Annotated in this window: 23 protein-coding genes; 12 read left to right on the top strand and 11 right to left on the bottom strand. The window is 72.1% G+C overall.

Features of this window, described 5'->3' with window-relative positions; genetic code table 11:
- Positions 1–65: 65 nt before the first annotated feature.
- A complete protein-coding gene (locus ACIF9R_RS18650; protein ID WP_399981012.1) occupies positions 66–3,017 on the bottom strand; it encodes a beta-N-acetylglucosaminidase domain-containing protein in 2,952 nt (983 codons plus the stop codon).
- A 302-nt stretch (positions 3,018–3,319) separates the two neighbouring features.
- Here ACIF9R_RS18650 and ACIF9R_RS18645 point away from each other — a divergent pair, with 302 nt between their 5' ends.
- The 3 genes from ACIF9R_RS18645 to ACIF9R_RS18635 all read left to right on the top strand — a co-directional run bounded on the left by ACIF9R_RS18645 (position 3,320) and on the right by ACIF9R_RS18635 (position 6,281).
- Entirely contained in the window at positions 3,320–3,595 is a 276-nt protein-coding gene (locus ACIF9R_RS18645) for a hypothetical protein (RefSeq protein WP_399981010.1), read from the top strand.
- 1 nt (position 3,596) lies between these two features.
- On the top strand, positions 3,597–5,654 hold the full coding sequence (gene malQ, locus ACIF9R_RS18640) for a 4-alpha-glucanotransferase (RefSeq protein WP_399981007.1): 2,058 nt from the start codon (positions 3,597–3,599) through the stop codon (positions 5,652–5,654).
- 351 nt (positions 5,655–6,005) lie between these two features.
- Entirely contained in the window at positions 6,006–6,281 is a 276-nt protein-coding gene (locus ACIF9R_RS18635; RefSeq protein ID WP_399981005.1) for a hypothetical protein, read from the top strand.
- A 305-nt stretch (positions 6,282–6,586) separates the two neighbouring features.
- Here ACIF9R_RS18635 and ACIF9R_RS18630 read toward each other — a convergent pair whose 3' ends face one another.
- From ACIF9R_RS18630 to ACIF9R_RS18620, 3 genes are all read right to left on the bottom strand, one after another.
- Complete coding sequence (locus ACIF9R_RS18630) at positions 6,587–6,952, bottom strand: hypothetical protein (RefSeq protein ID WP_399981002.1); 366 nt, start codon at positions 6,950–6,952, stop codon at positions 6,587–6,589.
- A 2-nt stretch (positions 6,953–6,954) separates the two neighbouring features.
- Positions 6,955–7,443, bottom strand: coding sequence for a TetR/AcrR family transcriptional regulator (locus ACIF9R_RS18625; protein WP_399980999.1), 489 nt, complete (start codon positions 7,441–7,443; stop codon positions 6,955–6,957).
- 401 nt (positions 7,444–7,844) lie between these two features.
- Positions 7,845–8,738, bottom strand: a complete 894-nt coding sequence (locus ACIF9R_RS18620; protein ID WP_399980997.1) for an NADP-dependent oxidoreductase — start codon at positions 8,736–8,738, stop codon at positions 7,845–7,847.
- Positions 8,739–8,808: 70 nt separating this feature from the next.
- On the opposite strand from ACIF9R_RS18620, the gene ACIF9R_RS18615 reads away from it, so the two are divergent.
- On the top strand, positions 8,809–9,411 hold the full coding sequence (locus ACIF9R_RS18615; protein ID WP_399980994.1) for a TetR/AcrR family transcriptional regulator: 603 nt from the start codon (positions 8,809–8,811) through the stop codon (positions 9,409–9,411).
- A gap of 119 nt (positions 9,412–9,530) precedes the next feature.
- Here ACIF9R_RS18615 and ACIF9R_RS18610 read toward each other — a convergent pair whose 3' ends face one another.
- The 3 genes from ACIF9R_RS18610 to ACIF9R_RS18600 form a co-directional block, all read right to left on the bottom strand.
- Positions 9,531–11,048, bottom strand: coding sequence for a hypothetical protein (locus ACIF9R_RS18610; protein WP_399980992.1), 1,518 nt, complete (start codon positions 11,046–11,048; stop codon positions 9,531–9,533).
- An 81-nt stretch (positions 11,049–11,129) separates the two neighbouring features.
- A complete protein-coding gene (locus ACIF9R_RS18605) occupies positions 11,130–11,909 on the bottom strand; it encodes a GntR family transcriptional regulator (RefSeq protein WP_399980989.1) in 780 nt (259 codons plus the stop codon).
- On the bottom strand, positions 11,906–12,448 hold the full coding sequence (locus ACIF9R_RS18600) for a GntR family transcriptional regulator (RefSeq protein ID WP_399980986.1): 543 nt from the start codon (positions 12,446–12,448) through the stop codon (positions 11,906–11,908). Before ACIF9R_RS18600 ends, ACIF9R_RS18605 begins: the two co-directional genes overlap by 4 nt.
- A gap of 141 nt (positions 12,449–12,589) precedes the next feature.
- Here ACIF9R_RS18600 and ACIF9R_RS18595 point away from each other — a divergent pair, with 141 nt between their 5' ends.
- The 3 genes from ACIF9R_RS18595 to ACIF9R_RS18585 are packed head-to-tail and all read left to right on the top strand — an operon-like array spanning position 12,590 to position 14,671.
- Positions 12,590–13,006, top strand: coding sequence for an ATP-binding protein (locus tag ACIF9R_RS18595; RefSeq protein ID WP_399980983.1), 417 nt, complete (start codon positions 12,590–12,592; stop codon positions 13,004–13,006).
- Entirely contained in the window at positions 12,993–14,117 is a 1,125-nt protein-coding gene (locus ACIF9R_RS18590) for an adenosylhomocysteinase (RefSeq protein ID WP_399980981.1), read from the top strand. Before ACIF9R_RS18595 ends, ACIF9R_RS18590 begins: the two co-directional genes overlap by 14 nt.
- A gap of 11 nt (positions 14,118–14,128) precedes the next feature.
- Positions 14,129–14,671: an NUDIX domain-containing protein gene (locus tag ACIF9R_RS18585; protein ID WP_399980978.1), complete on the top strand. Its 543-nt coding sequence runs from the start codon at positions 14,129–14,131 to the stop codon at positions 14,669–14,671.
- A gap of 68 nt (positions 14,672–14,739) precedes the next feature.
- On the opposite strand, the gene pepN is transcribed toward ACIF9R_RS18585, so the two are convergent.
- Positions 14,740–17,325, bottom strand: a complete 2,586-nt coding sequence (gene pepN, locus ACIF9R_RS18580) for an aminopeptidase N (protein WP_399980975.1) — start codon at positions 17,323–17,325, stop codon at positions 14,740–14,742.
- Positions 17,326–17,494: 169 nt separating this feature from the next.
- Here pepN and ACIF9R_RS18575 point away from each other — a divergent pair, with 169 nt between their 5' ends.
- Positions 17,495–17,725 (top strand): ribbon-helix-helix domain-containing protein, encoded by a 231-nt coding sequence (locus tag ACIF9R_RS18575; RefSeq protein WP_399980973.1) that lies wholly within the window; start codon positions 17,495–17,497, stop codon positions 17,723–17,725.
- Entirely contained in the window at positions 17,712–18,059 is a 348-nt protein-coding gene (locus ACIF9R_RS18570) for a type II toxin-antitoxin system PemK/MazF family toxin (RefSeq protein ID WP_399980970.1), read from the top strand. The genes ACIF9R_RS18575 and ACIF9R_RS18570 overlap by 14 nt, the downstream gene beginning before the upstream one ends.
- A gap of 59 nt (positions 18,060–18,118) precedes the next feature.
- On the opposite strand, the gene ACIF9R_RS18565 is transcribed toward ACIF9R_RS18570, so the two are convergent.
- Complete coding sequence (locus tag ACIF9R_RS18565) at positions 18,119–19,135, bottom strand: aspartate-semialdehyde dehydrogenase (protein ID WP_399980967.1); 1,017 nt, start codon at positions 19,133–19,135, stop codon at positions 18,119–18,121.
- 342 nt (positions 19,136–19,477) lie between these two features.
- Here ACIF9R_RS18565 and ACIF9R_RS18560 point away from each other — a divergent pair, with 342 nt between their 5' ends.
- Both ACIF9R_RS18560 and ACIF9R_RS18555 read left to right on the top strand, forming a co-directional pair.
- Positions 19,478–20,014: an RNA polymerase sigma factor gene (locus tag ACIF9R_RS18560; RefSeq protein ID WP_399981154.1), complete on the top strand. Its 537-nt coding sequence runs from the start codon at positions 19,478–19,480 to the stop codon at positions 20,012–20,014.
- Position 20,015: 1 nt separating this feature from the next.
- The gene (locus tag ACIF9R_RS18555) at positions 20,016–21,020 is read left to right on the top strand and encodes a hypothetical protein (protein ID WP_399980964.1); all 1,005 of its coding nucleotides are present in this window, start codon (positions 20,016–20,018) and stop codon (positions 21,018–21,020) included.
- Positions 21,021–21,078: 58 nt separating this feature from the next.
- On the opposite strand, the gene ACIF9R_RS18550 is transcribed toward ACIF9R_RS18555, so the two are convergent.
- Positions 21,079–24,396: a S8 family serine peptidase gene (locus tag ACIF9R_RS18550; RefSeq protein ID WP_399980961.1), complete on the bottom strand. Its 3,318-nt coding sequence runs from the start codon at positions 24,394–24,396 to the stop codon at positions 21,079–21,081.
- Between the two features lie 317 nt (positions 24,397–24,713).
- Between ACIF9R_RS18550 and ACIF9R_RS18545 the strand changes: the two genes are divergently transcribed.
- Complete coding sequence (locus tag ACIF9R_RS18545) at positions 24,714–25,172, top strand: NUDIX hydrolase (protein ID WP_399980958.1); 459 nt, start codon at positions 24,714–24,716, stop codon at positions 25,170–25,172.
- Positions 25,173–25,470: 298 nt separating this feature from the next.
- On the opposite strand, the gene ACIF9R_RS18540 is transcribed toward ACIF9R_RS18545, so the two are convergent.
- Positions 25,471–26,523 carry a hypothetical protein gene (locus ACIF9R_RS18540; RefSeq protein WP_399980954.1) on the bottom strand — a complete coding sequence of 351 codons (1,053 nt, stop codon included), beginning with the start codon at positions 26,521–26,523 and terminating at the stop codon, positions 25,471–25,473.
- Positions 26,524–26,552 lie beyond the last annotated feature (29 nt).

Genomic DNA, 26,552 nt, shown 5'->3' with positions numbered 1-26,552 from the left:
GATCGTGGCGGCGTTCGGTGTGGCCAGTGATCGCCGAGAAGTTCCCCAACGGGACCGGGGCGCGCTCAGTCCGCGACCGCGTACGCCTCCACCGACCACAGCGAGTAGCCGTACCGGGTCGCCCGCTGCTCGCCCTGGACGCGGACGTGGCGCACGTCCGGCTCGTCCATGCGGACGCTCTCCCGGCCGCCCCCGCTGTCGCGGATCTTCGCCGCCGTGCGCCAGCTGCGGCCGTCCCCGGAGACCTCCACGCGGTACGCCGACGGATGCGCGTCCTGCCAGTGCAGCGCCACCTTGCCCAGCCGTACCGGTCGCTCCAGCTCCACCTGCCACCAGGCGTCGTCCTCCACGGGGGAGGACCAACGGGTTCCGGGGTCCCCGTCGTTCGCGGCCGAAGCGGGGAAGTCGGGGGTCTCGTCGGCCGAGGAGCTCGCCCGGCCGGTGCGGGCGAGGTCGGGGCCGCCGACGGGGGGCACGGCGTGCACTGTCAGTGTCCGGGTCGCGCCGCCGAAGCCGAGCCGGACCTCGTACGGCCCGACGGGCGTACCCGGCTTCACGGTCACCTCGACCGGCACCTCCACGGGCGTACCGCGCGGAACGGTCAGGGCCTCCTTCGGCACCCGGACGGCCAGCTCCTTCGGGGCCGCCTCGACGGTGAGCCTGCCGCGCATCTCGTCGGGGCGCAGGGAGCCGAGGGTGGCCGTCAGCCGCCGGGTGCCGCCGATGTCGGTGTCCGCGCGGTCGTCGGGCAGCGCCAGGGAAGCGGCCGGCTCGTCCGCGAACCACGGGACCAGGTGCCTGACCGTGGCGGGGTCGGCACCGGTGACCCGGACGGCCGCGACCGGTTCGCCGCCGGTGGGCAGCTCGGTGGCGCCCCGCGCGGACAGCGCGCCGAGCCGGTGCCACTCCCCGCCCGGCGCCCGCCGCACCTCCACCGTGCCCCGGGTCCCCGGCTCGCTGAGCACCGTCACGGCCTCCAGCGTCCGGGCGCGGGAGAGGTCGAGGGTGCGTGCGCCGCCGGACCGCGCGGGCGGCTCGTGGTCGATGCCCGCCCAGCTCTCGTACGCCTTCTGCGCCCGGCTCAGGAACGGCTCCAGCACGCCCTCGCCGGCCTTCGCCCGCGCCGCCGCCGCCCCGTCCCGCTGCTCACCCAGCTTCCGGAACGCCGTCCAGGCGGCGGCCGTGTCCCCGGCCTGCTGCGCGCGCAGCAGGTCCAGGGCCGTCGTACCGGCCTCGCCGTAGCGGGCCAGCCGCTCCGTCCACGGGGCGACCTCGTCGGCCAGCGCCGTGCCGGACAGCCGTCCCGGCAGATCCCGCAGGGTGGTGAAGGCCGCGCGCAGCCGGACGGCCGCCGGGGTCTCCGCGGTACCGCGCGCGGTCGGCCGGGTGCGCCAGAACTCCTCCATCAGCGGACGCAGATACGCCGACTCCCTGCCGCCCAGCACCGAGGACGCGGCGTTCCCGGCGAGCGCCGTCAGCGCCTCCTCGCGCCGGGTGTCACCTCCGGCGAGGTCGGCGACGGCGGCCCGCCAGGACTCCTGGGGGCGGTAGTCGCGCGGGTTCCAGGCGAAGTCGGCCGACGTGAACAGTGCGATGCGGGACGCCTCCGGCTGCTCCATCGCGTTGGCGAGCAGCGCGGCCGAACCGGCGGCCACGGCCGGTTCGCGGCCCTGGTAGGGGCCGAGGAAGATCCGGCCGGGGGCGTAGTCGTTCACCGGGTAGTTGTCCATGGTGACCAGGGGATGCCCGAACACCTGGCGTGCCTGTGCCAGCTGCCCGCCGGTGATGGTGCGCGGCACCACCCCGACCCCGGTCCACGCCACCTCGATGTCCGCGTCCAGGGCGTCCGCGAGCGCCTGCCGGTACGCGGTCGAGCCCTCCTCGTAGTACTCGGTCGGCATCAACGACAGCGCGGGAGCGCCGGGGTGGCGGCCGGTCAGATGCCGGGCCACCGCGTTCGCCACCCGCGCCTGGGCGCGGGCGGCGGCCTCGGGGCCGGACCCGAACCGGTCGGCGTCCGCCCCGCAGTGCCACTCGCTGTAGCTCACATCCTGGAACTGGAGCTGGAAGGCGCGGAAGCCCAGCTCCTCCATCGCGTCCAGCTTGCGGGTCAGTGCCCGCAGGTCCTCGTCCGAGGCGAAGCACATCGCCTGCCCCGGTGCCACCGCCCAGCCGAGGGTGACATGGTTGCGCCGCGCCCGCTCGGCCAGTTCCCGGAACTCCGCGCGCCGCTCGGCCGGGTACGGCTCCCGCCAGCGGGCCTGCCGCAGCGGGTCCTCGCCGGGGGCGTAGAGGTACCGGTTCTGCTTGGTGCGGCCCATGAAGTCCAGCTGGGCCAGCCGCTGCCGGTGCGTCCACGGGGTGCCGTAGAAGCCCTCGGTGATGCCGCGTACCGCGGTGGCCGGCCAGTCGCGTACGACGGCGGCGGCGATCGTGCCGTCCGGGCGCAGCAGCTGCCGCAGCGTCTGCACGGCGTGGAACAGGCCGTCGCCGTCGGCCCGGGTGAGCGCGACGGCGCCCCGGCCGGTGGTCAGGGTGTAGCCACCGGCGGGAAGGGCGCGGCGGGGGTCGCCCGGGGCGCGTTCCCTGCCCACCCGCACCACGAGCGCCCCCTTGGGCACCGATGCGCCGGGGGCGGTGAACCGGCGCGCCCCGGCCGCCCGCAGCAGCTCCCTGAGCGCGTCGAGGGCGTACGGGTCGGCCGCGTCGTCCGTGACCAGGGCGACCTCCTCGGTCACCCGGACCGGGGCGCCGTTCGTGCGCAGGGAGTGGGGACGCGGCCACACGGACGGGGCCGTGACCCCGACCGGGTCGGCGGCGGGTGAGGTGGTCGCCCCGGGTGCGGGCGGCGTGCTCGTCCCGGGCGCGACCGGCGCCGCCACGGCGACCGGCGCCGCCACGGCGACCGGCGCGGCCACGGCGACCGGTGCGGCCGCGGCGCCCAGGGTTCCGGCGAGCACGGCGACCGCGAGGGCGGTCCTCCTGGCGTTGGCCGTCCTCCCACGCCGCAGCCGCACGGGCCCTCCTGATGTGCTCGGGTCGGCCGGCCGGCCACCTGACCGAACGGCCGTGTCCATTCCGTTACCGGGGAACCCCGAGCCCACCACTCCTGCGGTGAACGTGTCAATGAGAGTGGACGTTGTGGCGTGTTTGCCCCACTGTGGGAGGAGGGGACGGGAGCAGGATGTGAGCAGGATCACGTTGAAAGACTTTGTGCGTCTGGCATCGCGCCCGCTGGGTAGGGCTGCGGGATAACCCGTACGACCCGCACCCGCACGCCCGCGTGACCCGCGCACCGTGCTCGACGAGGAGACCATCTGTGACCGCACCGGCATACGTTCCTTCCCCGGCCCTGTCCAAACCCACGGCGGAGACCTCCGCCGCCGGCCTCCACCTCTGCGTCTTCAGCGCGGAGGGCCCCAGCATCGACCTCCCGCTGACCAGCGAACCCCCGCTGCCGGACGCCGAACCGCTCACCAGCGAACCGCCCCTCGCCGAAGCCACCCCCCTGACCAGCGAGTCCGACGCCTACCTGGACTCCTCGGACGCCTCCGGCCTCGACTCCTTCCCGGCCCAGTACCGCCCGGAGCCCTAGGGTGAGCGCGCCACGGCCGGCCGAGCCCCCTTCCGAGGACCTGTCCCGGCTCGCCGCGCTGCACGGCGTCGCCACCTCGTACCGGCCCTCACCGGACCGCACGGTCGCGGCCTCGGCCACCGCCGTCACCCTCGCGCTGGCCGCCCTCGGCGTGGACACCGCGACCCCGGACGCCGTCCGCGGCGCCCTCACCGCCCGCGCACGCGAACTCGACGCACGGCTGCTGCCCCCCACCGTCGTCGGCTGGGGCACCGGCACACCGGCCGCCCTCGCCGCGCTCCCCGCGACCACCCGGCTGAGCATCCGCACCGAACAGGGCGAGACCCGCGCCTCGGCCGAGCACCTCCCGCCCGGCGTGCACACGGTGACCGCCACCGCCTCCGACGGCCGTACCACCCACGCCCACCTGATCGTCGCCCCGACCGCGCTGCCCGCCCACCCCGGACGCTCGTACGGCCTCCTGGTCCAGCTCTACTCCCTCCTCTCCCGCCGCTCCTGGGGCATGGGCGACCTCGCCGACCTCGGCGAACTCGCCGGCTGGGCCGGACGCACCCTCGGCGCCGGATTCGTCCAGGTCAACCCCCTGCACGCGGCCGTCCCCGGCCCCCCGACCGATCCCTCTCCCTACCGCCCCTCCTCCCGCCGCTTCCCCGACCCGGTCCATCTGCGCGTCGAGGACGTCCCCGAGTTCGCGTACGTCGAGGACCGGGACCGCGTACGCGCCCTGCTGGACCGGGCGGCGGAACTGCGCGAGGCGGTGCTGGAGAAGGGCGCGCTGATCGACCGGGACGCCGTCTGGGAGGCCAAGCGGGAAGCGCTGGAACTGGTCCACGAGGTGCCGCTCGGCCCCGGCCGCCGCGCCGCCTACGCCGACTTCCTCACCGCACAGGGCCAGGCCCTCCAGGACCACGCCACCTGGTACGCCCTCACGGAGGTCCACGGCGCCGACTGGCACCGCTGGCCCGCCCCCCTGCGCGACCCGCGCTCACCGGAGACCGCCCGCGCCCGCCGCGACCTGGCGCACCGCGTCGACTTCCACTCCCGTCTCGTCTGGCTCACCGACACGCAGCTCACCGCCGCCCAGCGCGCCGCGCGGGAGGCGGGCATGCCGGTCGGGATCGTCCACGACCTCGCCGTCGGCGTCCACCCCGCCGGCGCCGACGCGTGGGCGCAGCAGGACCACTTCGCGGCCGGCATGTCGGTCGGCGCGCCCCCGGACGCCTTCAACGCGCGCGGCCAGGACTGGGGCCTGCCGCCCTGGCGCCCCGACCGCCTCGCCGACTCCGGGTACGCGCCCTTCCGCGCCCTGCTCCGGGCCCTGTTCCGGTACGCGGGCGCCCTGCGCATCGACCACGTCATGGGCCTGTTCCGGCTCTGGTGGGTCCCCGAGGGCCACCCGCCCACGGAGGGCACCTACGTCCACTACGACGCCGAGGCCATGCTCGCCGTGCTCGTCCTGGAGGCCTCCCGCGCCGGGGCGATGGTGATCGGCGAGGACCTGGGGACCGTCGAGCCGGGCGTCCGCGAGGCACTGCGCGAACGCGGTGTGTACGGCACCTCGGTGCTGTGGTTCGAGCGGGACTGGGAGGGCGACCGCCGCCCGCTGCCGCCGGACGGCTGGCGCGCGGACTGCCTGGCGACGGCCACCACCCACGACCTGCCCTCCACGGCGTCCCGCCTGAGCGGCGAGCATGTGGAGCTCCGGGACAGCCTGGGCCTGCTGACCCGGCCCCTGGCGGAGGAGCGGGCGGAGGCGGCGGCGGATGTGCGGGAGTGGCGGGAACTGCTGGCACGGCTCGGACTGCTTCGAGCTCCCGCTGAGGAGGAGGCGGAGATCCAGGCCGTCCACCGCTACCTGCTGCGGACCCCGGCCCGCATGATCGGCGTATGGCTCCCGGACGGCATCGGCGACCGCCGCCCCCAGAACCTGCCGGGCACCTGGGACCAGTACCCGAACTGGCGCCTGCCGATCGCCGACGCGGCCGGCCGGCCGGTGACGCTGGAGGAACTGGCGGCGTCGTCCCGGTTGCGGGCCCTGATGGACGTCCTGCGGGAGTGAGAACCCCGCCCGCAGCTCCGGCGAGCCGGCCCCCTCGCGCGGCCCGCCCTGCTGCCCTCCGGCCCGCCCGCCGCGGGCAGTCGTGCCTCCCCCAGTGCCCCAAAGGCCTGGGAGGTGCCCCCAGGGCGATGGGGGAGGGTGGGCGGTGGGGGCACCTCCCGCTCGAGCGGAGCCGAGAGTGGGGGAGGCACCCCGCAAGCGCCGGGCCGCGCAGAATCCCCCGGCCGAGCCCTCACTCCGGCGCACCCGGCGCCCCTGCCCGGCGCACCCGGCACCCCTCACCGGCATCACCGCAGCCCTTTACGCCACCCCGAGCGCGCGCAGCCAACCCGCGTTCGATACTTTGGGACCGTGGACAACAAGAACGCCCTGCGCGCCGGCGCCCTGGCAGCCGGTACGACGCTGATGATGCTGCTCATGACGTCCCCCGCGCTCGCGCTCACCCGCGACGACGGCGACGACCCCGGCACGGGCCTGAGCGTCGTCGAGACGCTGGGGCTCTACGTCCTGGCCCCGATCGCGCTCTTCGTGATCATCGTTGGTCTGGTGATGATCGGCGACAAGTCGCACAAGAAGAAGGACGTCACCAGCTCCAACATCGCCACCAAGGCCGAAGCCAAGGCCTGATCCGGAGCAGGCCGCTCACCCGGGCGGCCCCCGCGCACCTTCCCGAGGGCGCCGCCCCGTTCGGGCGTACGCGCATCCGCCGTACGTGACGAGGGCGGCGCCCTCGATGTGTCGCACCGGGCGTCGCCGCGGCGGGCGCCCGGGGCCGCGCTCAGCGTGGGTACGGTGCCGTCAGACAGTCAACCTCCCCCACAACGTCGCGATCGCCCCCGGCGCGAGCGTCACCCTCGGCTACCTCGCCGACCACACCGGCGCGGTGCATGCTCGACGGGGGCGCCTGCGCGGTGGGTAGCCGGCCCCGGACGTCAACTGCGCGTAATGCACTCCTCGATGAGGGCGACGGTGGCGCGCGGGTCGTCGACTTCGATGACGAGGCGGTCGTAGGTCTCGCCGTCGGCCAACTCGACGACGACCGCCTTGTCGGGGTTCTTCACGTCCCAGAAGAGACGCTCCCCGTGCCGCCGGAACCGGCCGGCGGTGATGAGGCCCGGGAACTGGGTGCCGGCGACCCGGAAGCCCTTCGGCCCGCGCGCCATTCCGGGGTCGTGGGTGGCGCCGCGCACATGGGCGAGGGGAATCTCCAGACGGCTCTTGAGCGTCCAGAGTTTGTCGAGGCCCTGGAACTCGACGGTCAGCAGGCCGCGTTCGCGGTCGACGGAGATCAGGGCCATGGTCAGTGCTCCTTGGAAGCGGTCGGCGGGGCGGCGCGCAGCCGGAGGCGGGCGCCGAGGACGGTGGAGGCGAGCTCGGACGCCGCGTCGCCGTGGGAGGGACGCAGGGCGTCCTCCAGCGCGGCGATGCCCTCCGCGACGAGCGCGGCGACATCGGCGTCGAGCGGCGCGCGCTCGGCGGCGGCGAGCAGCAGCAGCCCGGCGGCCGGCCCGTTGTCGTACGAGGCGATGGCCGTGGTCAGGGCCTGCTCGGGGTCGGTGAGCGTGGCGATGGCAGCGGTGGTCGGATGGATCTCGTGGTCGAGGTGGCTGCGGAGGGCGGTCAGGTGCAGCCCCCTCTTCGACCCGAACACCTTGTAGAGGCTGCCCCGGTGCACACCGGTGGCGGTGACCAGGTCGTCGACGGAGGTGCCCTCGTACCCATGGGTGGCGAAGAGAGCGGCCGCGGCCTCGACGGCCTGGCCGGTATCGAAAGCGCGTGGTCGTCCCATGTCGATGATCCTATGACGTTGAAGAACGTTCAGTCAAGAACGACTGTTCTCAAACTCCTGCGGTGGAGGTCGCCACTCTCGGGCCCCGTGGTGAAGCGTGGGACTCCGGCAACTCGAAAGCGGGGAGCGCTACTTCCGGTGACCACTCAGCCCGCACGCCCCGAACGCCGCGGTCCCGGGACCGCCTTGGTGATGTGGCGGGTCTCTTCCCGAGGCGAGCACGTGGTTCAGGAGAGCGCCGCGCACAACCCGTGGGTCGACGGCCCGAAGCACTTCGTCCGGACCGTCGGAGAGTTTCTGGCCGGACGTGACCGTTGGCGGACGAGCCTGCGGGCTGCCGCAAGAACCGTGTACGCGGGGCCGGTGACGGTGGACGCGTCAGCGGCCCCGCGGACGAACGGTCAGACGACGATCACCCGCCGCCCCCGGGTGTGCCCCGCCTGGCTGTCGGTGTGGGCGGACGCGGCCTCGGCGAGGGTGTAGGACTTCTCGACCGGGATGTGCAGCTTGCCCTCTCCGATGAGGCGGACGGTCTCCTCGAGGGCGTCCGGCATGCTGCCGGCCACGTGGGAGAAGCGGGCGCCGAGGTCCGGCGCGGTCGGGTCGGCTATGGAGATCACCTTCGCAGGGTCCCCGGTCAGCTCGGCGAGTTCGCGGACGACGCCCGCGCCGGCCAGGTCGAGGGCCGCGTCCACCTCGATGAACGCCCGTATCCGCTCGGCCCAGCCCTCGTCGTACGTCGTGGCGTGCGCCCCCATGCTGCGCAGATACTCCTGGTTCGCCGCCCCGGCCGTGCCGATCACCGTGATGCCGCGCTCGCGGGCGATCTGGAGCACTGCCGACCCGACCCCTCCCGACGCGCCGCTGACCAGCAGGTTCTGTCCGGGGCGCATGCCGGACTCGCGGAGGATGCGCAGCGCGGTCTCCATGACCGAGGGGTAGCCGGCCGCCTCCTCGAACGAGAGCCCCGCGGGCATGCGGGCCCAGGCATGCAGCACGGCGAACTCGGCGTAGGTGTCGACGCCTTCGCCGAACACGCGGTCGCCGACATGGACCCCTTCGACGCCCTCGCCGACCTCGTCCACCACCCCGGCCGCGTCCAGTCCGACACCGGACGGCAGCGCGGCCGGAAGAGCCGGCCGCATCTGGCCCTCGCGGATTCTCCAGTCGACGGGGTTCACCCCCGCCGCCCGTACGGCGACACGTATCCGGCCGGGGCCTGCGTGGGGCTCCTCGGCGTCGATGAGGCGGAGGACGTCGGGGCCGCCGAACTCGGCGAAGCTCACTTTCTTCATGCGGCCGACCGTAACACTAACCGTTAGCTTTAAGGAACAGTTGTGCTTTCGCATCTGATAGCGTCAGATCATGCCCGAGCAGCCGTCCGGACGCCGAGAACGCAAGAAAGCCGCCACCCGCCAGAAGATCGCCGACACCGCCCTGCGGCTCTTCCTGGAGCGCGGGTACGACGTGGTCGGCATCCGTGACGTGGCCGCCGAGGCCGATGTGGCCGTCACCACCGTCTTCGCCCACTTCGCCTCGAAGGAGGCCCTGGTGTTCGAACGGGACGCGGACTTCGAGCAGCGCCTCGCCGGGGCGGTCACCGACCGGGCGCCCGGCGAGCCCCTCGTCCCCGCGCTGCGCCGCGAGATCCACGCCCTGGTGCGCCACTGCCTGGCGGACGACGCTGCTCCCGTCTGGCACATGATCGACACCTCACCCGCCCTGCGGGAGTACGAGGGGTCGATGAGGCTGCGGCACGCGGAGGCGCTGGCGACGGCCCTCGCCGCCGAACCCGGCCCGCCGCGCACCGGCACGGTCCGCCGGGCGATCGCCAGGTTCGTGGTGGACGCCTTCGCGCTGGCCCGGGGGGCGGACGATCCGCAGGCCGCCGTGGACGAGATCTTCCGCATGATCGAGGCGGCATGGGAGGCCGCCGAGAGGAGCGCCCGGGTTCCTCAGCCCGGCTGAGCCACGGACGACCCCGCCCGGACTGCGTGTCGTGTCGGAGTCTGCCACCAACGTCTTTCTGCACGGTGTGCGTTGGCGCCCGAGCCGGCGGGGCCGAGGGTGCCGTCGGCGGCCAGTGCTTACAGCCGGGGTATCAGATCCGACATCACGGCGAGTGGCAGCGAAGGGTTGGCGGCTGCCGCCTCCGCCACCTGCCGGTCGGTGTCGGTGAGTAGCTCCTCGATGATCGAGGCCGGAAGGGCCGCACGGCCGGCGGCTATACGCCTCGCCTGTGTGTCTGCCAGGCATGCGAGCAGCGCCGGTGCCGACGCATTGCGATGCCGGGCGATCTCGCGGAACGCCTTCCGTACCGGTGGTTCGTGCCGGGCAAGGTCGTCCAGAAGTACCGGAGTCGCGTCCGGGTTGGCGGCCACCTCGGCGACGACCCGGACTCCGTGCCGGTCGAGCATGGCGCGCAGCAGGCCTTCCGAGAGGCCAGGGTGCGAGGCAATGGACTTGACCACTTTCGCGTCGGGGTCGGCGGCCAGCGCGTCGCGTATGGCGGGTGGCAGGTCGCGTCGCTGGGCCACGAGCATCCGCGCGGCCGGGTTCGGTGATGCGGCCAGCCTCTCGACCTCGTCAGGGGACGCGGAGGCGATCCGCGGCAGCAGAGCGGCGCCGGTCCTGGTGGTGCCGGCCAGGTGGGTCAGCACGTCGATCGGTACGCGAGGGTTGTGGGCGAGCCCGCGTCGCACTTCGGGGTTGTGATCGGTGGCCAGTACGTGGATCAGGGCGTCGTCGATCGCCGGATTCTCGGCGAGGTCGGCTCGAACACCGGCATGCGCATCCACGGCGAGCCGAGCGCAGGCCTCCACCGGCAGATCGGGGCGGCCGGCGAGTGCCCAGCGCAGGAGCAGCGAAGGATGGCCGACGAAGCCGACGACGGCGTCGGTGGGGGTGACCGGGTTCAGAATCGCCATCCGTTGCGTCTCGTGCCGGGTGGACTCGTGGGAGCCGTCGCAGGAGGCGCCGGGCGGCAGATCGCAGTCGAGCCGCGAGCATTGCGGATCGTGCACGAACGGCACCTCTTCACGGTCGCAGACCAGGCACCGCTGTGCGGGAGGCAGCCCCTCGCCGGTGAGCAGCGCCGCCAGTACGGCCGGTGGAGCCGCCTCGTTGGCCGCCACCGAGCGGCGGACCTCGGCATGCGGATGCGCCGCAAGTCCGGTGGCCGTCTCCGGTGTCGTCCACAAGGCGAGCTCCGCCACGACCTGTACGTCCGGGTCGGAGGCCAGCATCTCCACCACATCGGGCGGTAGGCCGGGGCAAGCGGCCAGCTTCTCCCGGCGCTCGACGACTGGATCTTCCACGAGGAAGCGCGTCCACTCCGTGCGTCCGGCACGCGCGGCAAGCAGGGCGAGAGCGGCTTCCGGTTGCGTCGCAGGATCAACATCTGCGGCGGTCAGCAGGCCTGCATACGCAAGCGACACAGCGCTTTCCTCGACACGAGCGGCCAGCGCCAAGGCCTGCGCGTGACTGAGGTCGGCCCGACGAGCGAGGTCCACAGCGATCTCGGCATCTGCGACCACGATCAGCCGGTCGACCAGCTCGGACGGCAGGCTGACATTGGCGGCGAGCCCGCAGAGAACACGATTCACAGAGGCATCCTGTCTGGAACGTGATCGGATGGCTTCTGGGTTTCGGTGGCTGCCGGCCGCTTGCGGTGCGCCGTGTACACCTCAGCTGGGTGTGAACTCGTACTGCAGCTCGTACAGGTGACCCGCCTTGACCATGACGGTGGCCTCCACCGGGCGGTCGGCGTCGGTGTACACCACGCGGAGGGTTCGCAGCACCGGAAGGTCGCTGGGCAGGTTCAGGGCCTGATACTGCTCCTGGGTGGGGATCCGGGCCGAGACGCGGTCGATGCTCACGAGTGGTGGAAAGCCGAGTTGGGTCAGGAGCGCCGGAGTACCGCCCTTGATCTTTCGCTTGGCCATGATGGCGGTGTCCCGTGCGACAGCCAGTGGGTAGTACGACTTGACCAGTTCGGCCGGTTCTCCGTCGATGGTCAGGATTTGGTGGCGCAGCACTGCGGTCTCTGTGCCGCCGAGGCCCAGCGAGGACGCCACGTCGGCCGGCGGTCGCGTCTCGGCCACGTCGAGCAGTGTGCTGTGTGCCCGCGCGCCGTGCTGTGTGGCTTCGGTCAGCCAGCGATAGGGCTCCCCCGGGGTGGCGGGGGCCATGTATGCGGCCGGGCGCATGGTTCGCTGCCGGTGTTCGCGGACCGTGACGGCGGAACCGGCGCGGCCGACGACCAGTTGCTCGTCCTTGAGGATGTGCAGGGCTTTCTGGATGGTCGCGTTCGAGGCGTCGAATCGCTCCTTGAGCCGCGTGGTGGAGGGAAGGCTGGTGCCCGGCGCCAGGTCGCCGCTCATGATGTCGTCCCGGAGGTCGGCGGCGATCCGTTCATGGAGTGACCGGCGGTCGGGGGAGTCGGTGTGAGTGATGGGCACAGTCATCCGATCAGGATCTCGTAGCGCAGGTGCTGCCGGTGTGCCGGCATGACCATCATGTCGACCTGGAAGGGCTGGTCGTCGCCGTCGAGGGTGACCCGGCTCAGCCGGAGGACCGGCTCGTCCGGTCCCAGGCACAGAATCTCGCGCTCCTCCGCGTCCGGCATGCGCGCGGTCACATCCTCGCGGACGCGGACGCCGACGTGTCCGCGCTCGGCAAGGAAGGTCACGGCGCCACCCGGGATCTTCTTTGCCTCGGCGAGACGCGTCCCGCGGGCGATGTGCGCGGGGTAGTAGGTGTCGGTCAGTTCGCAGGGCTTCCCGTCGAGTTCGATCACCCTGCGGCGCACGATCAGCGTCTCCTTCGGCGGCAGCCCGAGAAGCGCGGCGACTTCCTCGGTGGCCGTCGCCTCACCGGCGTATGCGATGCGCTGGGTGCCCTTGCCGCCGCGTGTCTCGGCCTCAGCCGACCAGGCGTCCGGCCGCCCCCTCTCCGGTGGGGTCAGATACGGCAACGAGGTGCTGACCCACGTGCTGTCGCTCACTGTGGCCTCCATGGGGCGGATGTTCGACCTTGCTGCTTTACACGTTAAGCGAGGCGATTCCGCTGGCCCTTCCCGGCGTATCACTATTCGCGAATAGTGATACGGTTCAGGCCATCACTGGATCAAGGGGGGTGGCTCACCGTGCCTCTGTCTCGGCAACGCCGATTCCCGCGAACTCGCCGCTCTGTGTCGAGCGCGCGCAGGTTCGCTCTGGAAACGCTCACGGAGTGGGGCTACCGGGAGCGGCAGGACGATGTGCAGCTCTGTGTGTCGGAGCTGACGACCAATGCCCTGTTGCACGGCGTGCCGCCGGGGCGTGAGTACGCGCTGGTGGTGGTCGGAGACGGCCCGCTCGTCCGCGTCGAGGTGCGGGACAGCGGGGCGGGTCGGCCGCAGGTGCCCAGGACGGCGCCGGACAGCTGTGGAGGGCGGGGGCTGCACCTCGTCATGACCCTCGCCGACGACTTCGGCGTGACGCCGCACGACCTCGGCAAGACCGTCTGGGCGGTATTCAAGATGGACTCACCAGAAGTGAAGGGCAGTAATGGAAGCAGCTGAACATGCGCGGCTCAATGCCTACTTCGGGCGTATTGCCGCCCACTTCGCTCCAGCGGACCGACCGGCGTCATTGCTGATCACGCATCTGTTGCCGGAGCGTCCGGCGTTCGTGCGAAGCGTGGCGGCGATGACCGAACTCCGGGCCGTGTTACCCAAGCCCAAGTCGGCGCATCCCGAGGCCGTGAGGCTGGTCGAGGACAGCGGGCACGTGTGCGACACGCTGTCGCGGGAGTTGTTCGCCGACTCCGACCGGGCACTGCGGTACATCGAGGAGAAGGCTGCGGGGCTTCGGGTCGTCCTGCTCGATGTGGGCGGATACTTCGCGCCCTCGCTCCACGCCCTGTGCGAGCGCTTCTCGGGAAGCATCGTCGGTGTGGTCGAGGACACCGAGAACGGCCACCGGCGGTATGCCTCCCTCGACAAGCTGCCCTGTCCTGTCGTCTCGGTGGCCCGCTCACCACTGAAAGAGCCGGAAGACTTCCTGGTAGGGCAGTCCGTCGTGTTCTCGACCGAGGCGCTCATGCGCAGCCGTGGCGACATCCTGCACGGCCGCGCCGCCCTCGTCATCGGCTTCGGAAAGCTGGGTTCGAGCATCGCGCGTCTGCTCCACGCGAAGGGCGTGCGTGTCACGGTCCACGACATCGACCCGGTTCGGCGTACGCAGGCTCTGTCGCAGGGCTTCGCGGTGGCGCGCGCACTGGAAGCGGGACTTGAGGGGGCCGGACTGGTCCTGTGCGCCAGCGGCGCACTCTCGTTGCGGGGCGAGGCTTTCGGCCGTCTGCGCAACGGTGCGTACGTCGCCACTGTGACGAGTAGCGAGGACGAACTCGAGCTGGCAGGGGTGAACGAGGTGTACGAGCGGGCCCACGTGGGGCAGAACGTCACCCGGTACCTGACGACCGGGCACTACTTCTACCTGCTCAACGGCGGCAATGCCGTCAACTTCCTACACGGAGCGAGTGTCGGACCGTTCATCTTTCTCGTGCAGGCAGAGATCCTGGCCGCCTCCGCGGCTCTTGTACGTGGCGGCCTGGAGCCGGGCATGCACGAGATCGGGTCGGCCGACCGGGCCGCCATCGCCGCGACCTGGCTCGACTACTTCAACAGGTGAGGAGAGGCCTGATGCCCATCACTGCCGATCACATCCGTGCGACGCTCGACGATTATCTCGCTGCTCACCCGGGCGAGAGGCAACGGCTGGCTGCCCTGTCCGGACTCCTCGACGATGTTGCGGACCTCAGTAGCCGCAAGGAGTTCCGTGGGCATGTGACTGCCGGCGCAGTCCTCGTCGACGCGGCGGGGCGTGTGCTCGTCATCCACCATCGTGCCCTGGATCGTTGGCTGCTGCCGGGTGGCCATGTCGAGAACGAGGACAGCAGTCTCCTCGCGGCCGCACAGCGGGAGTTGAGCGAGGAGACCGGGATTCCACGGTCGGCGGTCACGCCGGTCGGGCCGGCGCCGATGCATATCGACGACCACCCGATCCCGGCCAACCCCGACAAGGGCGAGCCGGATCACCGGCATTTCGACTTCCGGTTCGTCTTCCGCGCGTCGGCCGAAGTCGTCGAGTTGCAGACCGAGGAAGTGACGGCCGCCGCTTGGCGGGACGTCGACAGCATCACGGATGAGGCCTTGCGTGAGCGCGTACGCGAGGCCCTGCGCTGACCGATCCCGCACAGGAGAACAGGGGCGCCCGGCACGAAGTCGGGCGCCCCTGCTACAGGCGTACGGGATTATGCTCCCGCGTCCGCCGCCTGGGCGCGCAGGGCGCGTTCCACTCCGGCGCGGGATTCCGAGACCAGGCGGCGCAGGGCCGCGTTGGGGGCGGTGGCCGTCAGCCAGGTGTCGGTCTTGTCGAGGGTTTCGCCGGAGACCTGGATGCCGGGGTAGAGGCCGACCGCGATCTGCTGGGCCATCTCGTGCGAGCGGGAGGCCCAGACGTCCGCCAGTGTCTCGAAGTAGCGGTCCGTGTACGGGGCGAGCAGCTCGCGCTGGTCGGTCTGGACGAAGCCGGCGATGACCGCCTCCTGGACGGCGTTCGGCAGTTTGTCGGACTCGACGACCGAGGCCCACGCCTCCGCCTTGGCCTCCTCCGTCGGGCGGGCCGCACGCGCCGTCGCGGCGTGCCGCTCACCGGCCGCCGTCTTGTCCCGCTCGTACTCGCCCGCGATCTCCGCCTCGTCGAAGCGGCCGACCGCCGCCAGCCGCTGGACGAACGCCCAGCGCAGCTCGGTGTCGACGGCCAGCCCCTCGATCGTCTGCGTGCCAGCCAGCAGCCCTTCCAGCAGGTCCAGTTGCTCCGGGGTGCGGGCGGTGGCCGCGAAGGCGCGTGCCCATGCCAGCTGGTGGTCGCTCGCGGGCTCGGCGGACCGCAGGTGGGCCAGCGTGGCGTCGGTCCAGCGGGACAGCAGGGTCTCGCGGGCGGCCGGGTCGGCGTACAGGTCGAGCGCCAGCTTCACCTGGCGGTGCAGGGACTGCACGACACCGATGTCGGACTCCTTGCCGATGCCCGACAGGACCAGGGAGAGGTAGTCGCGGGCGGGGAGTTCCGCGTCCCGGGTCATGTCCCAGGCGGAGGCCCAGCACAGGGCGCGGGGGAGCGAGGACTCGAAGTCACCCAGGTGCTCGGTGACGAAGGCCAGGGACCGCTCGTCCAGACGGACCTTGGCGTAGGACAGGTCGTCGTCGTTGAGGAGGACGACCGCCGGGCGGCGCTTGCCGGTCAGCTGCGGTACGGCGGTCAGCTCGCCGTCGACGTCCAGTTCGACGCGGTCGCCGCGCACGAGCTTGCCGCTCGCCTCGTCGAGGTCGTACAGGCCGATCGCGATCCGGTGCGGGCGCAGGGTCGGCTCGCCCTTCGCGCCGGCCGGGAGCGCGGGGGCCTCCTGGCGGATGGCGAAGGAGGTGATGACACCGTCCCCTCCTTCACCGTCCGTGGTGATTTCCGGGCGCAGGACGTTGATGCCGGCTGTCTCCAGCCAGTGCTTCGACCATGTCTTCAGATCGCGGCCGGAGGTCTCCTCCAGCGCGCCCAGCAGGTCGGACAGGCGGGTGTTGCCGTACGCGTGGCGCTTGAAGTACGCCTGCACACCCCGGAAGAACTCGTCCTCACCGACGTAGGCGACCAGCTGCTTCAGCACCGACGCGCCCTTGGCGTACGTGATGCCGTCGAAGTTGACGAGCACGTCGTCCAGGTCGCGGATGTCGGCCATGATCGGGTGCGTGGAGGGCAGTTGGTCCTGGCGGTAGGCCCAGGTCTTCATCTGGTTCGCGAACGTCGTCCACGAGTGCGGCCACTTCGAGCCGGGCGCGGCGGCCTGGCAGGCGGCCTCGGCGTAGGTGGCGAACGACTCGTTCAGCCACAGGTCGTTCCACCACTCCATGGTGACCAGGTCGCCGAACCACATGTGCGCCAGCTCGTGCAGGATCGTGGCGGCCCGCATCTCGTACGCGGCGTCGGTCACCTTCGACCGGAACACGTACTGGTCGCGGATGGTCACCGCGCCCGCGTTCTCCATCGCGCCCGCGTTGAACTCCGGTACGAACAGCTGGTCGTACTTCTCGAACGGGTACGCGTAGTCGAACTTCTCCTGGAACCACTCGAAGCCCTGCCGGGTCACGGCGAAGATCGCGTCCGCGTCCAGGTGCTCGGCGAGCGAGGGGCGGCAGTAGATGCCCAGCGGAACGGACTGGCCGTCCTTCTCGTACGCACTGTGCACGGAGTGGTACGGGCCGACGATCAGCGCCGTGATGTACGACGAGATGCGCGGGGTCGGCGCGAAGGCCCAGACGTTGTCCTTCGGCTCGGGCGTCGGCGAGTTGGAGATGACGGTCCAGCCCTCCGGTGCCTTCACGGTGAACTGGAAGGTCGCCTTGAGGTCCGGCTGCTCGAAGCTCGCGAAGACGCGGCGGGCGTCCGGCACCTCGAACTGGGTGTAGAGATACGCCTGGTTGTCGACCGGGTCGACGAAACGGTGCAGGCCCTCACCCGTGTTGGTGTAGGCGCAGTCGGCCTCCACCCGGAGGACGTTGCGGCCCCTCAGCAGGCCCGGCAGGGCGATACGGGAGTCCGCGAAGACCTCGGCCGGGTCGAGGGAGTCACCGTTGAGGGTCACCTCGTGCACGGTCGGAGCGACCAGGTCGATGAACGACTCCGCACCGTCGCCGTCCTCGGCGACGTCGAAGCGCACCGTGGTCACGGACCGGTAGGTACCGCCCTCCTGCGCGCCGGAGAGATCGAGGTCGATCTCGTACGAGTCAACGGTCAGCAGCTTCGCCCGCTGCTGCGCCTCTTCGCGGGTCAGGTTTGTGCCAGGCACGCGGTCATCTCCTCGTTTTGTGTGGGTTGCGTCATCCTTCCACGCGGGATCGGGATCAGGGGGCGACGGAGCCGGACCATGGGGATACCCCTCTGTCAGGCCTGATACCGGGGCGGCGGGAGGCGGAACGGGTAGCCATGATGTTCCTACCTCCAGTAGCATCGAGCGTATGAAGATCAGTGTGAGCCTGCCGCAGGAGGATGTCGCCTTCGTCGACGAGTACGCCGCCCGTACGGACGCCGCTTCGCGGTCCTCGGTGATACACGCCGCGATCGAACTGCTACGGCAAGCGCAGCTCGAACAGCAGTACGCGGAGGCCTTTGCCGAGTGGGACGGGAGCGAGGACGCGCAGTTCTGGGACCGCTTCTCGGGAGACGGGGTGACCGATGAAGCGCGGTGACATCTATCTGGTCGACTACGAGCCGGCTCGGGGCAGTGAGGCCAACAAGGCGCGTCCGGGCGTGATCGTCTCGAACGACGGCGCCAATACGGCCGTGGAGCGGACAGGGCGTGGAGTGATCACGCTGGTGCCGCTGACGACGAACACAGCTCGCGTCTACCCGTTCCAGGTGCTGCTGCCCGCGGGGGAGAGCGGCCTTCCGAAGGATTCGAAGGCGCAGTGCGAGCAGATTCGTGCCCTGGCACCGGAGCGGTTGCTGCGACCGATCGGTGTGGTCCCGCGTCAGCGTATGGCCGAGATCGACGTGGCGCTGCGACGGCATCTGGCGTTGTGAATGCGCCGAGGGGCGGCCACCCGATCGGGTGGCCGCCCCTCGTGCCCGCTGCCGCCGGCTCAGGCGGTGAGCTCCGCCGCCACCAGCTCCGCGATCTGCACCGCGTTCAGCGCGGCGCCCTTGCGGAGGTTGTCGTTGGAGACGAACAGTGCGAGACCGTTGTCCACCGTCTCGTCGGGGCGGATCCGGCCCACGTAGGACGGGTCCTGGCCGGCGGCCTGGAGCGGGGTGGGGATGTCGGTGAGGACGACACCGGGGGCCTGTGCCAGCAGCTCGGTCGCGCGCTCCACGCTGATCGGGCGGGCGAAGCGGGCGTTGATCTGGAGGGAGTGGCCGGAGAACACCGGGACCCGCACGCAGGTGCCGGAGACCTTGAGTCCGGGGATGTCCAGGATCTTGCGGGACTCGTTGCGCAGCTTCTGCTCCTCGTCGGTCTCGTTGAGACCGTCGTCGACGAGGTTGCCGGCGAGGGGCACCACGTTGAAGGCGATGGGGCGCTGGTAGACGCCGGGCTCGGGGAAGTCGACCGCCGAGCCGTCGTGGGTCAGCTTGTCGGCCTCGTCGATCACCTTCTGCGCCTGCCCGTGCAGTTCCGCGACGCCCGCGAGACCGGAGCCGGACACCGCCTGGTAGGTGGCGACGACCAGTGCCTCCAGGCCCGCCTCCGCGTGCAGCGGACGCAGCACCGGCATCGCGGCCATCGTCGTGCAGTTCGGGTTGGCGATGATGCCCTTGGGGCGGTTCGCGATGGCGTGCGGGTTGACCTCGGAGACGACGAGGGGGACCTCGGGGTCCTTGCGCCAGGCGGAGGAGTTGTCGATCACGACCGGGCCCTGCGCGGCGACCTTCTCGGCCAGCGCCTTCGAGGTCGTGCCGCCCGCGGAGAACAGCACGATGTCCAGGCCGCTGTAGTCGGCGGTCGACGCGTCCTCCACCGTCACGCCGTCCAGCTCCGTGCCCGCCGAACGGGCCGAGGCGAACAGGCGCAGCTCCGTGACCGGGAAGTTCCGCTCCTTGAGGATCCTGCGCATGACCGTGCCCACCTGACCGGTGGCTCCGACGATTCCGACCCTCACGGCGACTCCCTACTGCGTCCTGATACGTACCGATACGTACTGATGTGCCTGGCCGAGGCTCTTCCATGATGCGGCCGACCACGGCCCGCCTGTCCAATTCTTAGCCGCTTTGCCCGCCCACTGGGACGGCGGCGCCGGGCGGGAAGGCCGCGGACCTTCGGCCGCCACCCCGCTGACCAGGAGAAATTCAGCCACCGGGGTGCGCGGACCGCAAGGTTCCCTGCCCGGTTCGTCCCCGCCCACACGGAGGTGTGACGTACGCCTCGGCCGGGCCCGGAGAATCCGCGCGAACGTTCCCGGCCCGAGTGGCGTCGTAGGAGAAACAGCGTGAGGGGGTGGCCAGTGCTGCGCGGAAGGATCCGGCGCGGCCGGGGGGCGTACGTCGCCGGCGACGACGACCCGCTGGACGCGACGCAGGAGCGCCGGGTGCGGGCGGTGCTCGCACTGGGCGGGGTACCGCAGGCGGACCTGCCGGACGGGGTGCAGCAGGTCCGCCTGCGGTTGCTGGAGCGGGCCGCGAGTGGCCGGGAGGCACCGCGGGACGTCTCGGCGTGGGCGGCGGTGGTCGCCTCGAACCTCGCCATGGACTGGCACCGGGCCAAGCGCCGCCAGGAGCGGCTCGGGGAGCGGCTGGCCGCGCTGCGGCCCGCGGAGGCGCCCTCCGGTGAGGAGATCAGCGTGCTCTCCCTCGCCGTCGCCCGGGGCCTGGACCGGCTGCCCGACGCGCAGCGCCAGGTCGTCGTGCTGCGTTTCTACGCCGACCTGCCGGTGCGGTCCATCGCCGAGCAGCTCGGGGTGCCGGAGGGCACGGTCAAGAGCAGGCTGCACACCGCCGTACGGGCCCTGCGCGCCCGCTTGCACGAGGACGAGGTGGTGTGACATGACCGCCCACGACGAGGCCCGCGACCCGTCCCGCGAAGGCGCCGGGTCCGAGTACGCCGGGCCTGAGTACGACGGCGAAGGCGCAGGGCCCAAGTACGCCGGGCCTGAGCACGCCCACGACGACACCGGGTCCGGGTACGACGGCATGGACGCCCTGATGGCCGCCCTCCTCGGCGAGCCGCTGCCGGAACCGGCCCGGCGGGATCCGGCCTTCATGTCCGCGAGGGACGCCGCCGTCGCCGATCTGGCGGTGCTGCGTGAACAGCTGACGGTGATCGGCGACGCCCTCGCCGGCCCGTGGGACGGTGTTCCGGCGGGGCGAGACACGGCCGCTCGGCCCGGGAAGCGGCCGGACCTCGACGCCGGGCCGGGACGGGACACGGCGTCATGCCCCTCGGGCGGCACGCCCTCCGGCGCGGAGAACGCGCCCGCGCCGGTCGCCCCCGCCCCGTTGACGGGGCCGCCTTCCCGCTCCGGGGGCGGGCGCGGACATGAGGGTGGCTCGCGCGGCCCCCACCGCGCCCGCCGCCGGAGGGCCAAGGTGGTCCTCGGTGGGCTGGTCGCCGCTGTCGCCGCCGGTCTGGTGCTCGGCACGGGGTGGCTGGTGGGGCAGGGCGGGGAAGCGGCCGACTCGGCGGTGAGCGGAGCCGCCGGGGACGCGAAGGAGGCGACGGGCGTCGCCTTCGGCAGCCCGCGCTACCTCGCCTGCGCGCGGCTGGTCGCCGAGGGCACGGTGACGGCGGTGCAGCGGGTGCCGGGCGCCGCGGGCGTGGAGCGCGTCACGCTGGAGGCGAGCCGGTACTACAAGGGCGAGGGCGAGGTCGCGTTCCTCCAGGACGTCTCCGGCGGGCCTTCGCCGCGCGAGGGCGAGCGCGTGCTGGTCGGCATGCCGCAGGGCGGCACCTACCCGGACACGGTGCTCGTCGGCGAGCCGGACATCGCCCCCGAACGGGCCCGGATCGTCGCCTCGCTCCCCGAGTCCCGGATCCTGACCTGCGGCTGAGTACGGCGAAGGGGCGGGCGCCCGTACGGACGCCCGCCCCTCCCTCATCACCGGCCCGTTACGGGACGACCTTCTCGATCGCCACGTTGCCGAGGCCCGCGACCGTGCCGCGCTCGTTGACCAGCTGTACGCGTCCGAAGAACGCGCGTCCCTCGGGAGCCGCCGCCGCGACGGTGACGTCGCCGGAGACGGTGGCCGAGTCGCCCGTGCCCAGCTTCACCGGCGCGGAGCCGTCGACGCCGACGGCACCGAGCGTGGCGGAGAAGAACACGTCCAGGTAGTCGTAGTCCGTCGAACCGGCCGGGACCGAGTAGCCGTCCACCTCGATGGTGTACGTACCGGCCGCCGGGGAGGCGATGGAGACCGACTCCTCCGAGTCACCGTCGGCCGACTGGGCGACGCGGTTGCCGGCCTGGTCGTAGACCACCAGGTCCAGGTCGGCGGCGGTGTCGGACACATTGCCGATGGCCACGTCGAGCGACGCGGCGCCCTCGGGCACCTCGACCGTCGTGGTGTGCGTCTCACCGGTGCTGATGGCGGGACGGTCGGTCTTGGACGAGCCGAGCGGGCCGCCCACCAGCTTGCCCTCGATGCCGGCGGCCTCGTTGGTCACCGTCCAGGAGACGGAGGCCGGCGTGCCGATCTTCGCCTCGGGAACCGTCACGGTCTCCGGGTCGAAGGCAGCGCCGAGCACGGCGACATCCAGCGTGTACGGGTTGTCGAGCAGCGGCGACGTACGGCGCGACTCGACCTCGATCTCCCAGACGCCCGGCTGCGGGTTCGCGTACGAACGCACGTCGGGACGGCAGGTGTTGGCCGGGTTGCTGTAGTTCGGGTAGCAGTTGATCGTCGACGTCGGGTCGGCCGGGACACCGTAGGGGTGGATGGCGATGAACCGGGTCTGGCTGGTGGCCTTCAGCCCGCTCATCGCGATCTCCAGCGTCTTCGCGCCCTCGGGCACGGTGACGAAGTAGGAGGTCGTGCTGTTGCGCTGGGCCGTGCCCGACGCGGAGAAGGTGTACGTCAGCGGCGCCGAGACGACCACGGTGTTCAGGATCTGCCGGTCGACCCCCTCGGTGCGCGGGTCGTCGACCTCGAGGATCGCGCTCTTGATACCGGCCGAGCCGGGCGCGGCCTGGACCTTGACAGTCACCGGCTTGTTCAGCGGCAGCCGGATGTCGTCGTCGCCGAGGATGCGGAAGGTGCGGCCCTCGTTGTTCTCGATGTCCAGCTCGTGGCGGATCGCACGGTCGGGACCGGACGTACGGGTGATCGTGATGTCGTACGTCTTCTTCTGGCCGGCCTTCAGGCCGCCCTCACGGTCGTACAGGCCCGTGCCGAAGCCCGGGGTCTTCAGGAACTGCTCGATCGCGGTGTCGACCGGCGCCTTCACCTCGTACTGGTGCGCGGTGGCACCGTCACGGATGGCGTCCCAGGCGTCCTCGATGTCGATGAGGCCGGCGCCCTCCTCGTAGGCCTGCACACCGCGGATGTGCTCGGCGGTGGAGGTGAGGGCGGTGCGCAGCTTCGCAGGGGTGAGGTCGATGCGCTTCTGCTTCGCGGCGGACAGCAGCAGCGCGGCGGCGCCGGTGGCCTGCGGGGAGGCCATCGAGGTGCCCTGGAGCATGCCGTAGCCGGCCGGGAGGCTGTAGCCGGCCTCGGCGACCGGGGCGCCCGGGGCCCAGGTCTGGATGGTGTTGATCGCGGCGCCGGGGGCGACCAGCGTCGGCGTGAAGCCGCCGTCCTCACGCGGACCGCGCGAGGAGAAGGGCATCATGTCGTACCTGGTGCGTACCTGGGAGCCGTAGTTGGCGGCCCAGGTCTCCTTGGAGACGGTCGCGCCGACGGAGATGACCTTGTCCGCCAGGGCGGGGTCGCCGATGGTGTTGGCGCCGGGGCCGGAGTTGCCCGCGGAGATGACCAGCTGGACGCCGTAGGTGTCGATCAGGCGGTTGTAGAGCTCGACGCGGGCGTTGTTGCCGTCGTTGAGGGCCGGCAGGCCGCCGATGGACATGTTGACGATGTCGACACCGCGCTCGGTGACGAGGTCGATCATGCCCTCGGTGAGCGCCACGTTGGTGCAGCCGCCGGACCAGGTGCAGGCGCGCGAGGAGACGAGCTTCGCGCCCGGGGCGGCGCCGTCCATCCGGCCGCCGAACAGGCCGTTGGCGGCGGTGATACCGGCGACGTGCGAGCCGTGCGAGCCCTCGATGACACCGATGTTGACGAAGTCGGCCTTCTGGCCGATCCAGTCGCCGCCGTAGGGGTCCATCGGGACGTCCTTGCGGATCTCCACGACGAACGGCTGACGCTCGGCGACATCGGTCGCCGGGTCGTCGGTGCCGAAGTACCCGATCTGGAAGCCGTCCTTGTACGGCTTCATCGGGGTGTCGTCGGAGAAGTCCCGGTTGTTGTTCAGGTCGACGCGGACCGTGCCGGCGGCGGCGTCGTAGAGCATGCCCCAGGAGTCGGTGGTGTCGCCGTCGCGGTTGGCGTCGCCGTTCGCGTCGCCGCCGGTGGTGTACGACTCCAGGAACGTGCTGATCCGGTACGTGCCCGCCGGGGCCGTCCAGGTCGCACCGCCGTAGGTGAAGGTGGGCCCGGAGACGGAGGAGACCATCGGGCGCCAGGTCCGGTCGCCGTCGACGATCGGGTCGGTCGCCGTCACCCAGTCGACGATCTTGCGCTCGCCGGTGGTGGTCTTCTGCAGCGCGGGGTGGCCGAGGTCCACGCCGGAGTCGAGGATGCCGATGGTGACGCCGCGGCCGTCCGCCCTCGGGTTGTCCTCGACGAACTCGACGGCACCGGTCTCGAAGGACGGGTTGTACGGGTTCTTCGCGGGCGTCCGCCGGTCGGGGCCGGAGTAGGTCTTCTGGCCGTGGCCCTTGCCCTTGGCGCTCTTCGTGGTGTCCGCACGGGGCGTGGGGTCGTCCAGCGGGATCTCGTCGCGCAGGTCGACGCCGTGCACGGAGGAGAGCTTGGCGGCGGCGGCGATCGCCGCGTCGGCCTTGCCGGTGGGGACGGTGGCGCGGACGTAGCCGAGCGCGTCGTCGGTCCGGCCGACCGAGCCGCCCTTGACCGCGTTCAGCTGCTCGGCGACCTGTTCGGTCCTGCCGGGAGCGGTGGCGATCATCATCGTGACGTGCTTGGCGCCGTCGGCCTTGGCCTCGGCGAGCAGCTGCGCGTCGTCCGAACCGAGCTTGTCGTGCGCGGACTTGACGTCGGCGTCGGCCGGCGCGGCGGCCGGTGTGCCGGCGGCGAGGGCCAGCGGGACCGGTCCGGCCGCGGAGAGCGCGGCGACGAGACCTGCGGCCACGGCGATCCGGGCCACGCGTCTGGTGCCCGATATGGAGTCACGCTGGGGAGAGTTGGTCATCGGCATCCCTTGTAAGTAAAGGACGATCGGGAGCGACCGGACCCGATCGGCCCTGGTCGCCACTGTCCGGAAGGCGGGCCCGGACGATCGTTGAGCCTTACGCAAGGGCCGATGTTTGGCGAGAGTTGGCGAGAAGGAATTGGAGGTGTGGGGAAAACCCCCGATGCGCTTATGGGGAGATGGGGTCCGAAGCCGACAAGTCGCCCTTGCGGACGCAGGGTCGGGCCTCCCCGGAGCACCCACGGTGTCAGGACGCTCCCGTACGGTGGCCGGCAGAGCAGGCCGAAAATGAGCGGCTGCCGGGTTAACGTCCTGTGATGCGACAGAAGTTGAGGGTGGCGGCCTATGCCGTGGTGGTACGCGAAGGGCAGCTCCTGCTCGCCCGGTCCCCGGGACCCGGAGGTGTCTCCGAGTGGGTGCTGCCGGGCGGGGGGATGGAGCACGGCGAGGACCCCTATGACACCGTGCGCCGGGAGGTCGAGGAGGAGACCGGCTATCTCGTCGAGGTCACCGCGCTGCTCGGCGTGCACTCCACCCGCCGCACCTTCCCCGCCCGATTCGGCCGCACCGTCGACCACCAGGGCGTACGGCTGGTGTACGAGGCCCGTGTCACCGGCGGTGAACTGCGCCACGAGGTCAACGGCTCCACCGAACTCGCCGCCTGGCAGCCCCTGGACGCCGTCTCGGGTCTGACCCGCATCCGCCTGGTCGACATCGCCCTGCGCCTGTGGCGCCAACGCCCGCCGACGGGGCGGGCGGAGCCGGTCGAGGGGTAGTGGCGCGCGAGGGGCCGGGGGGACGGGCCGCCGGGCCGCCGGGCCCTCCTCCTGTACCGGCCCCGGTTCCGCGAGTCTGCCGGGCGGGAGGCACCGCAGCCGAGGTGCCTTGGACGTGTCGGGCGGATCGTGCCGGGGGTCGTGGGGTCCGGCACGCTCGTCCGCGGTGTTGTGGTCGGTGGTCGCCGCTCGGTGTCGCCGCCCTCCTCGGCCTCGCAGCTGAACGCACCGGACCCCGCGCGGCCCGGCCTGCCGGATACCGTCGGTTGCCTCCAGCCCGGTTCGCCGGACGGGCCTTCTAGCGTGGCAGGACCGCGACGTAGGCCGGTGGTTCCCGGTCGCCCGCTGCCGTCAGGGCGGTGCGGACCGTCGCGGCCTGCTCCTCCACCGCGTCCCGCAGGCCCCGCGGGGTGACGTGGACGACCGTGATGCCGAGGCGTTCCAGGTGCTCGCGCCTGCGGGCGTGCTCCGTCCACTCCGTGTCGTCCTCGGGGCGCCGGCCGGGGCGGGGCGCGCGGGTGTCGAGTTCCACCGCCACCGCCTGCTCCGGCCAGTACGCGTCCAGCCCGCCGAGGTGGGGGCCGCCCGGCAACCGCAGTTCGACGTTCCAGCACGGGTCCGGCAGGCCGTGGTCGCGCACCATCCGGTACAGCCGCGCCTCCGCCAGCGCCCGCCCCTCGGCCAGCAGCGAGTCCACCGCGTCCACCACGTGCGGCCGGTTCAGCAGCTTCGCGCCGGTCAGCTCCCGTACCACCGCCGCCGGTTCGCAGTGGCCGCCGCGGACCGCCTCCGTCAGCAGCAGGCGCACGACGGTCGCGTCGTCCAGGCCCGCCACGGCGTCGGCCAGCGCGCGCGGCACGGGTGCCACCGGCAGGCCCGTGACCTGCTCCGGGACGGGCAGGGCCGGGGTGCGGACGATGCGCGCGCAGCCCGTCGAGCGCAGCCGGCGCAGCCGCGGGACCAGGATGTCGAAGGTCTCCAGGGACGGCAGCGGGGGAGCGGAGGCGAAGCCGTGCAGGGTCAGCGCCGCCAGCCCGGTGATCATCGCCTCCCCGTAGGGGGACGCGGGCGGCTGGTCCGCGCCGGGCTGGACGGGGACGCTCACGGTCCGCTCCCGTGCCGCGTACAGCAGCACCGCGTGCAGGCGTTCCTCGCTGGTCGGCGGGCCCGGGTGGAGGAGGACGACGCCCGGGAGGAGCTGCTGCCAGGGCCCGCCGGGGCGGCACTGCGCACCGGCCTGAGCGGCCGAGACGCCGTGGGCGCGGAGCTGTGTGTGGGTCAGCACACGGCGTCCGGCGCCGGCGGCGAGGTGGTGCAGGGGGCGGGGGGAGAGCGGGGTGTTGTGGTTCATGACCGGCAATTTCCCGCCTTCGGCCCGCC

Source organism: Streptomyces sp. NPDC086080, from assembly GCF_044540255.1.
Lineage (GTDB): Bacteria > Actinomycetota > Actinomycetes > Streptomycetales > Streptomycetaceae > Streptomyces.
The sequence above is the reverse complement of the archived record's forward strand: the minus strand, read 5'-3'. Positions and strand labels throughout refer to the sequence as shown.

What these genes read in the sequence shown, in the direction of transcription:
- ACIF9R_RS18630 (WP_399981002.1), bottom strand. Translation starts at nt 6,952, where the DNA reads ATGGCCCTGATCTCCGTCGACCGCGAACGCGGCCTGCTGACCGTCGAG.
- ACIF9R_RS18625 (WP_399980999.1), bottom strand. Translation starts at nt 7,443, where the DNA reads ATGGGACGACCACGCGCTTTCGATACCGGCCAGGCCGTCGAGGCCGCG.
- ACIF9R_RS18620 (WP_399980997.1), bottom strand. Translation starts at nt 8,738, where the DNA reads ATGAAGAAAGTGAGCTTCGCCGAGTTCGGCGGCCCCGACGTCCTCCGC.
- ACIF9R_RS18615 (WP_399980994.1), top strand. Translation starts at nt 8,809, where the DNA reads ATGCCCGAGCAGCCGTCCGGACGCCGAGAACGCAAGAAAGCCGCCACC.
- ACIF9R_RS18605 (WP_399980989.1), bottom strand. Translation starts at nt 11,909, where the DNA reads ATGACTGTGCCCATCACTCACACCGACTCCCCCGACCGCCGGTCACTC.
- ACIF9R_RS18590 (WP_399980981.1), top strand. Translation starts at nt 12,993, where the DNA reads ATGGAAGCAGCTGAACATGCGCGGCTCAATGCCTACTTCGGGCGTATT.
- ACIF9R_RS18585 (WP_399980978.1), top strand. Translation starts at nt 14,129, where the DNA reads ATGCCCATCACTGCCGATCACATCCGTGCGACGCTCGACGATTATCTC.
- ACIF9R_RS18575 (WP_399980973.1), top strand. Translation starts at nt 17,495, where the DNA reads ATGAAGATCAGTGTGAGCCTGCCGCAGGAGGATGTCGCCTTCGTCGAC.
- ACIF9R_RS18570 (WP_399980970.1), top strand. Translation starts at nt 17,712, where the DNA reads ATGAAGCGCGGTGACATCTATCTGGTCGACTACGAGCCGGCTCGGGGC.
- ACIF9R_RS18555 (WP_399980964.1), top strand. Translation starts at nt 20,016, where the DNA reads ATGACCGCCCACGACGAGGCCCGCGACCCGTCCCGCGAAGGCGCCGGG.
- ACIF9R_RS18550 (WP_399980961.1), bottom strand. Translation starts at nt 24,396, where the DNA reads ATGACCAACTCTCCCCAGCGTGACTCCATATCGGGCACCAGACGCGTG.
- ACIF9R_RS18545 (WP_399980958.1), top strand. Translation starts at nt 24,714, where the DNA reads ATGCGACAGAAGTTGAGGGTGGCGGCCTATGCCGTGGTGGTACGCGAA.
- ACIF9R_RS18540 (WP_399980954.1), bottom strand. Translation starts at nt 26,523, where the DNA reads ATGAACCACAACACCCCGCTCTCCCCCCGCCCCCTGCACCACCTCGCC.